Origin of the sequence: Haloferax sp. S1W, from assembly GCF_044593955.1 — an archaeon.
GTDB lineage: Archaea > Halobacteriota > Halobacteria > Halobacteriales > Haloferacaceae > Haloferax.
Genome location: NZ_CP172595.1, coordinates 2,254,033 through 2,266,202, shown reverse-complemented (window position 1 = coordinate 2,266,202; position 12,170 = coordinate 2,254,033). Strand labels below are relative to the sequence as shown.

General features: G+C 63.5%; 13 protein-coding genes. 5 read left to right on the top strand and 8 right to left on the bottom strand.

The features are described 5' to 3' along the window. Window positions 1-16 precede the first annotated feature (16 nt). The 5 genes from ACH9L7_RS11950 to ACH9L7_RS11930 form a co-directional block, all read right to left on the bottom strand. Entirely contained in the window at window positions 17-640 is a 624-nt protein-coding gene (locus ACH9L7_RS11950) for a uracil-DNA glycosylase family protein (RefSeq protein ID WP_396610925.1), read from the bottom strand. A 24-nt stretch (window positions 641-664) separates the two neighbouring features. Then, window positions 665-898: a hypothetical protein gene (locus ACH9L7_RS11945; protein ID WP_396610924.1), complete on the bottom strand. Its 234-nt coding sequence runs from the start codon at window positions 896-898 to the stop codon at window positions 665-667. 54 nt (window positions 899-952) lie between these two features. Beyond that, window positions 953-1,804, bottom strand: coding sequence for a ribose-phosphate diphosphokinase (locus ACH9L7_RS11940; RefSeq protein WP_396610923.1), 852 nt, complete (start codon window positions 1,802-1,804; stop codon window positions 953-955). Between the two features lie 55 nt (window positions 1,805-1,859). Beyond that, window positions 1,860-2,681 carry a hypothetical protein gene (locus ACH9L7_RS11935; protein WP_396610922.1) on the bottom strand — a complete coding sequence of 274 codons (822 nt, stop codon included), beginning with the start codon at window positions 2,679-2,681 and terminating at the stop codon, window positions 1,860-1,862. Window positions 2,682-2,826: 145 nt separating this feature from the next. Then, entirely contained in the window at window positions 2,827-3,171 is a 345-nt protein-coding gene (locus ACH9L7_RS11930) for an SWIM zinc finger family protein (protein ID WP_007544361.1), read from the bottom strand. Between the two features lie 130 nt (window positions 3,172-3,301). Here ACH9L7_RS11930 and ACH9L7_RS11925 point away from each other — a divergent pair, with 130 nt between their 5' ends. The 3 genes from ACH9L7_RS11925 to ACH9L7_RS11915 all read left to right on the top strand — a co-directional run bounded on the left by ACH9L7_RS11925 (window position 3,302) and on the right by ACH9L7_RS11915 (window position 6,778). Further along, window positions 3,302-4,432 (top strand): tRNA (guanine(26)-N(2))-dimethyltransferase, encoded by a 1,131-nt coding sequence (locus ACH9L7_RS11925; protein WP_396610921.1) that lies wholly within the window; start codon window positions 3,302-3,304, stop codon window positions 4,430-4,432. A 63-nt stretch (window positions 4,433-4,495) separates the two neighbouring features. Beyond that, the gene (locus tag ACH9L7_RS11920; protein WP_396610920.1) at window positions 4,496-5,827 is read left to right on the top strand and encodes a YihY/virulence factor BrkB family protein; all 1,332 of its coding nucleotides are present in this window, start codon (window positions 4,496-4,498) and stop codon (window positions 5,825-5,827) included. A 3-nt stretch (window positions 5,828-5,830) separates the two neighbouring features. Further along, on the top strand, window positions 5,831-6,778 hold the full coding sequence (locus ACH9L7_RS11915) for a phosphatase PAP2 family protein (protein WP_396610919.1): 948 nt from the start codon (window positions 5,831-5,833) through the stop codon (window positions 6,776-6,778). A 30-nt stretch (window positions 6,779-6,808) separates the two neighbouring features. Here ACH9L7_RS11915 and ACH9L7_RS11910 read toward each other — a convergent pair whose 3' ends face one another. Together ACH9L7_RS11910 and glnA are read right to left on the bottom strand one after the other, a co-directional pair. Beyond that, window positions 6,809-7,465: a class I SAM-dependent methyltransferase gene (locus tag ACH9L7_RS11910; RefSeq protein WP_396610918.1), complete on the bottom strand. Its 657-nt coding sequence runs from the start codon at window positions 7,463-7,465 to the stop codon at window positions 6,809-6,811. Between the two features lie 180 nt (window positions 7,466-7,645). After that, complete coding sequence (gene glnA, locus ACH9L7_RS11905; RefSeq protein ID WP_396610917.1) at window positions 7,646-9,016, bottom strand: type I glutamate--ammonia ligase; 1,371 nt, start codon at window positions 9,014-9,016, stop codon at window positions 7,646-7,648. Window positions 9,017-9,142: 126 nt separating this feature from the next. On the opposite strand from glnA, the gene lrp reads away from it, so the two are divergent. Next, window positions 9,143-9,601, top strand: a complete 459-nt coding sequence (gene lrp, locus ACH9L7_RS11900; protein WP_396610916.1) for an HTH-type transcriptional regulator Lrp — start codon at window positions 9,143-9,145, stop codon at window positions 9,599-9,601. Between the two features lie 338 nt (window positions 9,602-9,939). Here lrp and ACH9L7_RS11895 read toward each other — a convergent pair whose 3' ends face one another. Then, entirely contained in the window at window positions 9,940-11,025 is a 1,086-nt protein-coding gene (locus tag ACH9L7_RS11895; protein WP_396610915.1) for an aminopeptidase, read from the bottom strand. A 118-nt stretch (window positions 11,026-11,143) separates the two neighbouring features. Here ACH9L7_RS11895 and ACH9L7_RS11890 point away from each other — a divergent pair, with 118 nt between their 5' ends. Then, complete coding sequence (locus ACH9L7_RS11890) at window positions 11,144-12,169, top strand: threonine aldolase family protein (RefSeq protein WP_396610914.1); 1,026 nt, start codon at window positions 11,144-11,146, stop codon at window positions 12,167-12,169. Window position 12,170 lies beyond the last annotated feature (1 nt).

The following is a 12,170-nucleotide window of genomic DNA, read 5'->3' as shown; positions in this document are numbered from 1 at the left end:
GTCTTGGGCTTTCGACTCAGGGAAGCAGGCGCGCCAACTCGTCGAAATACTCGTCCAATTCGTAGCCGAGTCGAGAGAGCCACACGTCGCGGTAGGCGGGGTGGAGAAGCGGAACGATAGTGTAGCCGAATCGCTCGCTCTCGACGGGTTCGAGGACGGTTTCGAGAAACCCACCGAGCGAGATATCGTCGAGCGAAAAGACGCTCTCTGTGGCGTGCCGACCAGTGGGAATCACCACGTCGGGGTCGATGGCTTCGAGTTCGGTGACGAGGTGGTCCAGACAGTTGTCTTTCTCCGCGGCGCTGGGCGCGCGGTTCGACCCCTCGCCGTCCGAGGGGAAGCACTTCACCGCGTTCGTGTAGAAGACGCCCTCCTCGTAGCCGACGGTGGCCATCGTCTCGCGGATGCGGCGGCCGGAGTGCTGGGCGGTGTAGGACATCCCGGTCCAGTTGCCGCCCTGCCAACGGTCCGCGTTGGGGTTGCCCGCGCCGGGGGCCTCGCCTACAACGACGACCGTTGCGTCCGCCGGACCAACGCCCCACGAGATTCGGTTGCGACACTCGACGAGCGCCGGACAGCGGGTGCAGTCGCTCTCGACGACGAGGCGCGCTTCGGCGTCAGGAAATTGCGGGTCGGCCATCTACGCTGTTACCGTGCCGACCATCTACTCGGTGAGGGGCAGAACGATGCCGAAGATGATGGGCGAAAACAGGATGAGTGCGATGCCGAGCCATTCGGCGTCGAAGAACAGTGTGCGCTCCCAGCCGGGGATGTGGCCGTTCCCGCTCAGGGCGAGTGCGGCTTTCGCACCAATCGCGCCGAAGAGGAACAGCGCGAATCCGAGGCCGAGACCAGTCTTCGCCAGTCGGGGATAATCGAGGTTTCCGTAGCGTCCCATAGAGGTTTGAGATAGGGGAGGAAAGAAAATCGTTGCGAGAGAGTGTGTGATACGCTAGCGTTCGAGCACGTTGGCGACGGCGGGGGCGACAGAGACCGAACTCACGTCGCGTTCGATAGTATCGGTGCCGACGACGCGCTCGATACCGGCGCGACAGAGTTTCGTGCGAGCGTTGCGAGCAAGAAGCGGGTGGACGGTCGCACAGAAGACGCGCTTTGCACCGCCGTCTGCGAGGACGGAGACGGCCTCGCTCATGGTCGTCCCGGTGGCGATGATGTCGTCGGTGATGACCACGTCGCGACCCTCGAAGTCGGCGTCGCTCGGCGTGATTTCGACGTCGGTTCCGGAGTGGCGCACCTTCTCGAAGTAGTCGGTCTCACCGTCGCCGTAGGCGTCGCGGACAGTCTCTGCAATCTCGATTGCGCCCGCGTCGGGCGAGAGGAAAAGCGGGTCGTCGAGGGTCGGAAGCGGTTCGGCGAGGCGACCGGCGGCGTCCACGATGTCCACGGGAACGTCGAAGAAGTCGGAAATAGCGTCTTCGTGGGGATTGACGAGAACGACGCGGTCCGTGGTCGTACTCACGGCGCGGGCGACGGCGCGGGCGGAGATGGGGTGGCCGACTTCGAACGCCTTGTCCTGCCGGGCGTAGCCCATGTACGGGATGACCGTCGTAACTTCGGTGGCACCAGCCTCGCGGACGGCGTCCTGGAGCTGAAGCAGTTCGATGTAAGCGTCGTTGCTGACGGTGCTGGCGACGATTGTCGCGGTGTCGGCGTCGAAACCGGGGACCGCCGCGAGCGTCTCGCCGTCCGGAAATCGGTCGTACTCGACGGCCGCGAGCGACTCGCCGAGTTCGTCGGCGAGGGCGGCCGCGAGAGCCTGTGAGGATGCGCCGGGTACGAGCATACTCGTCCGTCTCTCGTGGGGGGTAAAACCGCTTTTCGTTGCGCGCAGCCGTGTGTCAGCGCACTGCGATACCAACCGCGTCGAGTCCGAGGACCTGTGTCCGCCAGTCGGACTCGGCGGTCCGCAAGCAGAGTGACCCCGCGTCGGTCACCGCGTAGGTGGTTCGCGCGTCGTGAGCAAGCGCGACGACCGTCTCGTCCAGCGGAATCGGGTCGGCGACCCACGCGCCGTCTTCGAGTGACAGAACGCCATCTGGGCCGACCGCGTGAGCACGCCCATCGGGCATCGCCGCGACGACGCTCACTGACCCCTCGAACTCCGACATCCAGCCGTTTCCGAGCCTATAGAGTCCTGAATCGGCTGCGGCGTAGGCGGTCCCCTCCGCGCCGCCGAGGCGACCTGCGGGGTCGGATACGTCGGACACGTCTTCCAGCCCAACGTGTACGAGTTCACCGTCGGCGATGCGGTAGACGCCGTCGGCGGCCGCGACGAGGCTCCCATCGATAGTTCGCACTCCCTCGACGGTTCCGATATCGGTCCAGCCGTCGTCGCCGAGGCGGGCGATTCGCCCAGATTCGTCGGCGGCGACGACGCGATTTTGGTGGAAGCCGACGGCCGCGGCCGCACCGAAGTCGAGTTCGTGGTAGTCGTCGTTTTGGAGTAATAGCACGTCCTCGGCAGTCGCGACTGCGACTTCTCCCGGCGACCCGGCGATGTCCCGTGGACCGCACTTGTGGTCGATGCGGAAGCCACCCACGAGGTCGTCGGACACGTCGACACTCACGATGCCGACGCTCGCGGCGACGTAGGCGGTTTTCTTCCCCGACTTATCGGCGTACACGCGCTTTTCGTCTATCGAGAGGTCGAAGTCAGCCATCCGTTGGCGGTGGGTTCGACGCGACGTTCGGAAAGAGTTGTGGTCGTTCTCGGTAGTCGGTGGTGGCGAGTCATTCTCGGTAGTCGGTGGTGGCGAGTCGTTCTCGGTAGTCGGTGGTGGCGAGTCGTTCTCGGGGCGATGGCGACTACAGAAATTCCCGAACTTCGGAGTACCACATGTCGTGGTAATCGACTTCGTCGAGGGCGTCTGCGATGTCGACTGCGATGACGTGCCAACAGCGCTCGCCCTCGTCGGGGTCGAGGTTGTAAATCGAGTCCTTGCAGGTGCAGCCGCGGCCTTCGACCACGTACTCGTCGTCGAAGCCGACGACCACGTCGAAGTCGCGGTAGCGCTTCACGCGTCGCTCTGAGACGGCCTCGATGGCCTGAATACCGCGGTCGCCGTGGGCGTCCGCGATGGCCTGCACGATTGGGGGCGAGAGACTGCCCGCGTCCGCGAGCGCCGCTCGCCAGTCCTCGACCGTGTCCACGTCGTCGTTTTGGCGGGTGGCAGTCAAAACGCATTCGGTGCCAGCGGAGCGGCGGCGACGCAAATTGTCTCGCACCGCGAATCGAAGTGCATCGCAACCGGTTTCCCCGCACGGGGGCGAACGCAGTAGTATGTACGTCAGCGAGGGAGGCATCGAGGTCGAGGTACCCGGAGCCCGGGATGGGGCGTCTGAGGGGGCCGGAGACGATGTCTTCTACAACCCGACACAGGAGTTGAATCGGGATGTCACCGTGGCCGTGTTGCGGGCCTTCCGCGAGCGCGAACCCCGCGCCGAGTCGTATCTCGACGCGATGGCCGCCTCGGGGATTCGGGGCGTCCGCGCCGCCGCCGAGGGGTACGACGTGACCTGCGCCGACCTCGATGCCGATGCGGTCGAACTCGCCCAGCGAAACCTCGACCACAACGGCTTCGACGGCGAGGCGGCCCACCGGAACGCCAACGCCCTCATGTACGACGAGGTGTTCGACGTGGTCGACCTCGACCCGTTCGGCACGCCGATTCCATTCGCTGACCCCGCATTCGCCAACACCCGCGACCTCGTCTGCGTCACGGCCACTGACACCGCGCCCCTCTGCGGTGCCCACCAGAAAAGTGGTATCCGAAAGTACGGCTGTGTCCCGCAGAACACCGACTATCACCCCGAAATGGGTCTCCGCGTTCTCGTCGGTGCCATGGTCCGGACCGCCGCCCGCTACGACAAGGCCGCCGTTCCGATTCTCTCGCACGCGACGCGCCACTACGCGCGAACGTATCTCGAACTCGACGAGCGGGCGACGAAGGCAGACGAACTTCTCAATTCGACCGGATTCGTCTACCACTGCGAGGACTGTCTCCACCGCGAACACGAACACTCACTCATCGCCCACCCGCCCGAAGAATGCGCTAATTGTGGGTCGACGCGCATCCTCGAAGCCGGTCCGATTTGGCTCGGCCCCGTCTCCGAGGCCGACTTCGTCGAATCCGTCCGCGACGAGGTGACAGACGACTTCGGAAGCGCGAAACGCGCCCGCGGGATGCTCGATACGCTCGCCACCGAACTCGACACGCCGACGCACTTCGACCAGCACCGCCTCTGCAAACTCTGGGGCCGCTCCGCTTCGAAGATGGGTGAGTTCCTCGACACCCTCCGCGATGCCGGATTCGACGCGACACCTGCGCACTACCACGGCACCGCGTTCAAGACCGACGCAACGGTCGCAGAGATTCGCGAGGCGACCGCCGAACTCGACCCCGAAGCCTAAGTCGTCGAATAGGTCGACGCACCCGGGCTAGTTTCTTCCCGCTGTGTGTCGTCTGGACACTGTGTGAGCGCACAAATCCGGTTTTTCGTCTCCGTCACCCGGTCCATCGTCGAGATGGTTCAGGAGAAAGAACTGAGCTTTCTCGCGGCGAGCATCTCGTACTACGCGCTCGTCTCGCTCGTTCCGCTGCTCGTGTTAGCCGCTGTCTTGGCGGCATTCGTCGGCGGTGAGGCACTGCAAACCCAACTTCAGGGATTGGTCAACCAATATCTCGTCCCTACTGGGCAGGATCTCGTCGAAGAAGCCCTCATGGACCGTACCGGACAGGGAAGCGTCGGGCTGGTGAGTTTCGGCCTCACCGTCTGGGGAGCGTTGAAGCTCTTTCGCGGCCTCGATATCGCCTTCTCTCGCATCTACGGGTCGGAGTCGGGCGGCCTCCTCGACCAATTTCGAGACGGTACCATCGCACTCGTCAGCATCGGCCTCGGAACCATTGGTGTTGCCGTACTGACTACCCTCCTCGCGTTCTTGCAGATACCGTTCCTCCAACTGCTCTCGCCGGTTATCCTGCTTTTGACGCTCTGTGTGGCGTTCTTTCCGCTGTACTACGTCTTTCCGGATGTCGACTTCGAACCGCGACAGGTCATCCCGGGAACCGTCTTCGCTGCCGTCGGGTGGACAGTTCTCGGCATCGTCTTTGGCATCTACGCCAGCGTCGCCGGGTCGTCGGTGGCAGGTGCGCTCGGGTCGCTCTTACTCCTCGTGACGTGGTTCTACCTCTCGGGTATTATCCTTCTGACTGGTGCAGTCGTCAACGCCGTCCTCGCCGATGTGGAGCGCGCGGAACCGACCGACCCGCCGGGGGAACCCGGCGACCGGGACCGGCAGGTACAACATACGGGAGTCCGACATGACGGTCGTACGGATATGAGCGACGACCGAGGAGACACCGATGGCCCACAGGCGGGCGACGACGCTGGCGACGAGACGCGCACCAGTTCGTCCGCCTCCCCGCAGGGTGCCCCCGACATCCAGGAGTTGGAAGCGCGCGTCGAGGAACTCCGTGCGGACCTCGATACGTTCGAGGCCGACGTAGAAGGCCGGACGGTCGAGAAGCCGAAACTCGAAGCAGAGTTGAAACGCTACGTTCGGCGGCGGGTTCGCCGCGGTAAAGTACGCGGGTGGGGTCCGTATCTCGTCCTCCTCTATGGTGTGATTCTCACCCTCGGTGCGTTCCACTATCTCAGTTCTGACCTCATCGCGGTCGTCGCCATGCTCATCATCTTCTTGTCGACGCTGGGACTGTACGTCCTCTTCGTCATCTTTGGCATCGGACTGAACGCGCTGGGTGTTCCCGGCCGCGCCGTCGACGCGGTTCGCGAGCGTCGAAGCTAACCGATGTTCTTGCAGACACGCGGCGTCGGTGAGATGGTGCTTGCAGACGGCCCGGATATCGTCGTCTTCCTGTTCGGTCTCGTCACCCAACTCGGCGACCAGTGGTTCTTCTTCGTTGCGTTCACGTCGCTGTACTGGCTGGCTCGTCCCCGAATCTCCAAGCGTCCCCGGCGGGCCGCGGCATCGTTCGTGGCGCTCGCGTTTGTCTCGCTTTCGTTGGTGACGGCGCTCAAAGTCGGCTTCGCGCTCCCTCGCCCGCCGACGGCCGAAATCGCTTCGGCACCGAACTGGCCCGCCCCGCTCGCGGACCTGTTCGTCTCCTTTACCACCGACGACGGGTTCGGCTTCCCGAGCGGGCACGCTCTCGGGACGACGGTCGTCTACGGCGCTGCTGCGGTCATCCTCGACGTGTGGGACCGTCGGCGTCGTATCCTCGCGGCCGCGGTCATCGTCGCCACGGTTTCCCTGTCTCGAATCGTCCTCGGCGTCCACTACGGCGTCGATGTCGTCGTGGGTGCGCTTCTCGGTCTCGTCGTGTTGAAAGTCGTCTTCACCGTCGCTGCCGCCGCCGACGCCCCCGACCACCTCGACCCGGCCCGCGTGTTCGCCCTCGCGGCCGGGCTCAGTGTCGTGGCGCTCGTCGTCGTCTTCACGGTCGGCACACCTCACCACGCGGAGAACGCCGCGGCCGCCTTTGGGGGGTCGCTCGGTGGGGTCGTCGGGTGGACCCGACTCTCCGACCACGAGTCGTTGCCGACGCTGTCGCTTCCGGCTGCACTCGTGTCGCTTCTCGGCGCGGGCACGCTCTGGGGTGCGGCCGACGCGCTGGACGTGCCGCTTCCAATCGCGATTCTCACCACCGGAACTGTCGTCGCGTTTATCCTCGTCGCGCCGTGGTTACAGCATCGGTTCGGTGGCGACACGACGACCACGCAGTCAGTCGAACAGTAGCGTTCGTTACAGTTCCAATTTGGCGGTGGGCTACGACTCCAACCGAGCGGAGAAGAACGTCCACGGATGGTCGTCGTCGCTGTCTCCCGTCTCTTCTCCGTCTTCCTCGTCCGGATTCATCGTCTCGGGTGCCCCCCACGTGTCGGTAACTTCGAATCCCGCGTTTTGCAGTTGGGCGCGCGTCTCGGCTGCGCCAGCGATGTTCCACTCCATCCGAACACCGCTTTCGAGCCAGTCGGGGTTCTCGCCAGCCCACTCGTTCGTCCCCTCACACACGAGGACGCGGCCACCGGACCGGAGGACGCGCGCGAACTCGTCGATGACCGTCTGGTGGTCGTCCATCGGCACGTGAATCAGCGACCAGTAGGCGACGACGGCATCGAAGGCGTCTGTCCCGAACGGAAGCGCCGTCATGTCGCCCTGCGCCAGTGGGGCGTCGGGAACATTCTCCGCGGCCAGCGTGACCTGCTCGCGCGAGAAGTCGAGTCCCACCGGGTCCGCTTCGGAAGCCAACCGAGTCAAAACAGGCGTTCCCTGTCCGCACCCCGCGTCGAGTACGCGAGGCGACTCGGGAAGCGAATCGAGAAACTCGGTGAGAATAGCCATCCCTTCGCCGTCGCCAGTCCGCTGTTCCGCGTACACCGGAGCTAAGTCGTCGTACGCCCGACGAACGTCGTCTTTGTTCACTCTCACTGGACGCTGGTGTCTCGTGATATTGTAAGTGTCTTGTGCTATTCTGAGAACAAGAGGCGCACAGCGCGTCGCATGCTCACAGTCTCGTTCTCTCATCGGTCGACTATGTGCCCAGCCCTGCCGCTCTCGGTGACGGGTCCCAAAAGATAAGAGACTGCTGAGAGTTCGCCGCGCTTAGAACTTCTCGAGGTAGCGGTCGAGTTCCCACTCGGAGACGGAGACGAGGTAGTCCTGGAACTCCTCGCGCTTTGCTTCGATGAACTTCTCGGTGACGTGTTCGCCGAGTGCGCTCCGGACGACTTCGTCCTCTTCGAGGGCGTCGACGGCCGCGCCGAGGTCCTTCGGAAGCGTCTCGATGCCGTACTCTTCGCGCTTCTGTTCGTCGAACTCGTAGATGTTCTCGCGGACCGGGTCGGGGCAGTCGAGACCCTTCTCGATGCCGTCGAGACCAGCGTGGATGAGCGCCGCGAGGGCGAGGTACGGGTTACAGGACGGGTCGGGGAAGCGGGCTTCGACACGCGAGGCAGCAGGCGTGCGGGCGGCCGGCTTGCGGATGAGCGCCGAGCGGTTGCGGTCGGACCACGCGATGTAGACGGGTGCCTCGTAACCGGGGACGAGGCGCTTGTAGGAGTTAACCGTCGGGTTGGCGACGGCCGTCACGGCGGGCGCGTGTTCGAGGATACCCGCGGTGAACTGCTTTGCCGTCTCGCTCAGGTTGAACTCGTCGTTGTCGTCGTGGAACGCGTTCTCGCCGTCTTTGAACAGCGAGATGTGCGTGTGCATGCCCGACCCGTTGATGCGGGCGATGGGCTTGGGCATGAACGTCGCGTGGAGGTCGTGTTCGGCCGCGATGGCGCGAACGACAGAACGGAAGGTGGCGACGTTGTCGGCCGTCGAGAGCGCGTCGTCGTACGTGAAGTTAATCTCGTGCTGGCCTTCGGCGACTTCGTGGTGCGAGGCTTCGATGTCGAAGCCCATGCTTTCGAGACCGTAGATGATGTCACGGCGCACGTCCGAAGCGAGGTCCTTCGGGGCGAGGTCGAAGTAACCACCGGCGTCGTTCGTCTTCGTCGTCGCGCGACCTTCTTCGTCTTCCTCGAAGAGGAAGAACTCCGGTTCGGGGGCCGCGTTGATGTCGTAGCCCAGCTTCTCAGCGCGAGCGATGGCGCGCTTGAGGACGCCGCGCGGGTCGCCGCTGAACGGTTCGCCTGTGGACGTGTTGAACACGTCACAGATGAGACGGGCGGCCGCACTGTTTTCCTTCTTCCGCCACGGGAGGATGGCGAACGTGGACGGGTCGGGTTCGAGGCGCATGTCCGACTCCTGGATGCGGACGAAGCCGTCGATGGACGAGCCGTCGAAATAGATACCTTCCGTGAACGCTTTCTCCGCCTGCGAGGCGGGAACCGAGACGTTCTTCACCGTGCCGAGAATGTCGGTGAACTGGAGGCGGAGGAAGTCGACGTTCTTCTCTTCGATTTCGTCGATGACTGCCTGCGCTTCAGCGCTCAGGCCGCCGTCGGTGACTGCGTTGTCTTCCGTCATTTTCCTGGACACTCGATTCGAACACCCGGAGTATAAAGACCTTTCCGCTTAATGCAATTCCCCGTACTCTGCTGTAGAATTGGATATTCGTAAAATTCTAATGCCCCCGGAGGGTTTCTGAATGTAATGACGTACGAAAACCTCGACGCCAAGCTCATCAACGCACTGCTCGGAGACGGTCGCGCGAGTCTGCGAAGCCTCGCCGAAGAACTCGACGTGTCGGTCACGACCGTCTCGAATCACCTCCGCGACCTCGAAGACGAGGGCGTCATCGAGGGCTACACCCCGCGCGTGAACTACGACGCACTCGGCTACGACGTGACCGCCGTCATCCAACTGAAAGTCGAGGGGTCGGCGCTTCCCGACATCACAGACCGCCTACAGCAGGAAAAGCAGATGATTTCGGTCTACGAAGTCACCGGTGACTACGACATCATCGCCATCGGCAAGTTCCGCGACACCGACGGCATGAACACGCAGATCAAGAAACTGCTCACTGACGCCGACATCCGCGAGTCCAACACCTCGGTCGTTCTCAACGCCGTCACGGAAAACGAGCAGTTCGAACTCGATATCGACGAGTAGAGACGCGGAACCGCCCTCGATTTCGCGAGCATCCCGAGACTATCGAGCACTCACGAGTCTCTACAGACGGAAGGGCAGTGTTTCGACTGGAGAATGATGGACGAGAGCGCCTGTAAGACGCCCGTCTGACGAATGGCGCACGCTCGCGTCCCCCGGCTCTCGAAAGGGTAGTGTTTCGACTGGAGACTAGGAGACGGCGGTAACTTGCGAAGCTGAATCGGGGAAACGAAACAATGGTGTGCCATCACCTAACACACTCTGGCGGGAAATGGAATTTCCACTGAGTTTCTGTTCGTCACTCCGCTCCGCTCGCAAAAATCTGGAGGGGAAAATCCCGCTTAGAAGTCGTCTTCGAACACGAAGGTACCGTTGCGCTGGACGACTTCTCCGTCGACTTCGATGCGCGACTCTTCGGACATATCGACGATCATGTCCACGTGTTCGGCGCTCTCGTTGGCTTCGTTGTCCTCGCCGACCGTCTCGGGGTAGGCCGAACCGACGGCCATGTGGACGGTGTCGCCCATCTTCTCGTCGAACAGCATGTTGTAGCTAAAGCGGTCGATGCTGCGGTTCATGCCGATACCGAGTTCGCCGAGGTAGCGCGCACCTTCGTCGGTGTCGAAGACGCCGTCGAGGACTTCCTCGTTCCGCTCGGCGGAGTACTCGACGACTTCGCCGTCTTCGAAGGTGACGCGGACGCCCGAGACCTCGCGGCCCTGCCGGTACAGTGGTAGGTCGAAGTAGACCTCACCGTTGACTGAGTCCTTTACGGGGGCGGTGAACACCTCACCGCCGGGGAGGTTGTGTTCGCCCTTGTCGTTGATGGTGGTGTTGCCCGCGACGCTCATGGTCACGTCCGTCTCGTCGCCCGAGACGATGCGCACCTCTTCAGCGTCGTCCATAATCTCGACCATCTGCGCCTGCAGTTCCTCTTGTTTCTCCCAGTCGAGGCTGACGGCGTCGTAGACGAAGTTCTCGTACTCCTCGGTACTCATGCCCGCGAGTTGGGCGCTGCCCTTCGCAGGGTACTGCGTGAGACACCAGCGCTTCGAGAGTGCTTCCTTCTGAATCGGCTGGTAGGCCCGCCGCCACGCGGCGTTGACCTCGGGGTCCACGTCGCTCATCTCCGTCGCGTTGACCTCGGCGCGGATGTTGATGAGCACGTCCGCCTCCTCGAAGAGCGCGAGTTGGTGCGACGGCGTCTCGAACTCTTCGCCGTCCGAGGCACGGAGGAACGCACGGTCGAAGCGAGAGTTGCTGTCGGTGGTGACGACGTACGCTCCGCGCTCGCCGATGAGTTCGCAGATGGCGGTCACGAGGTCCTCGGCAACTGGGGATGCAGAGACGACGACGTTGTCACCTTCCTCGACGCGAGTCGAGTGGTCGACGATAGTCTGAGCGTGTTCGCGGATGCGCGGGTCCATACCGCGACGTGAGTGTTCGCACACCAAACACATTTCGAAGCGCAACTATTGCCGATGTGGTGGCGTCGCGGCGAGGGGACCCCCGATTATTTCTCACTCGGCGCGGTCTCTTCGTGCGATGATAGACCTTCGCAGCGATACGGTCACGCTCCCCTCCGAGGAGATGCGCGAGGCCGCGCGGGACGCCGAGGTCGGCGACGACGTGTATGGCGACGACCCGACGGTGAACGAACTCGAAGCGCGCGCCGCGGAACTCGTCGGTAAGGAGGCCGCGTTGTTCGTCCCCTCCGGTACCATGGGCAACCAAATCGCCGCTCGCGTCCACACCGACCCCGGACAGGAAGCACTCGTCGACACCGAAGCCCACGTCTACAAGTGGGAAGTCGGCGGCTTCGCCGAACTCTCGAACCTGCAAATCCGCGCGTTCGACGCCGGCGACCGGGCTGTTCCGACTCTCGAACAGGTACGCGAGCACGCACGCGAAGAATCACTCCACGTCGCCGGGACGGGACTGCTCTGTCTCGAAAACACGCACAACGCCCGCGGTGGTGTCGCCGTCCCGAAAGCCGACATCGACGCGGCGGCCGAGGCGGCCCACGAACTCGATATTCCCGTTCACCTCGACGGTGCCCGCGTGTTCAACGCCTGTGTCGCGCTCGACGAAAACCCCGCGGCGATGGTCGAACACGTCGATTCCGTGATGTTCTGTCTCTCGAAGGGTCTCGGCGCGCCCGTCGGGTCGATTCTCGCCGGGAGCGAGGCGTTCGTCGAACAGGCCGTCCGGGTCCGAAAGCAGTTCGGCGGCGGGATGCGGCAGGCTGGCATCATCGCCGCACCCGGTCTCGTCGCACTCGACAACGTCGAACGCCTCGACGACGACCACGAGAACGCCCGCGTCCTCGCTGAGGGTCTCGACGCAATCGAGGGGCTGTCGGTGCCGACACCCGACACGAACATCGTCGTCGTCGATTCCGAGGGTGCAGGACTCACCGCTGACGAGTTCGTCGGCCTGTGCGACGATGTGGATGTCCTCGGCGGGCCGTTCGGCAAGTACCACACCCGGTTTACGACGAATCTGAACGTGTCGCGCGCAGAGGTCAAAGAAGCCGTCGAGCGGGTCGCAAAGGCGGTCGAAACGCGGTAGG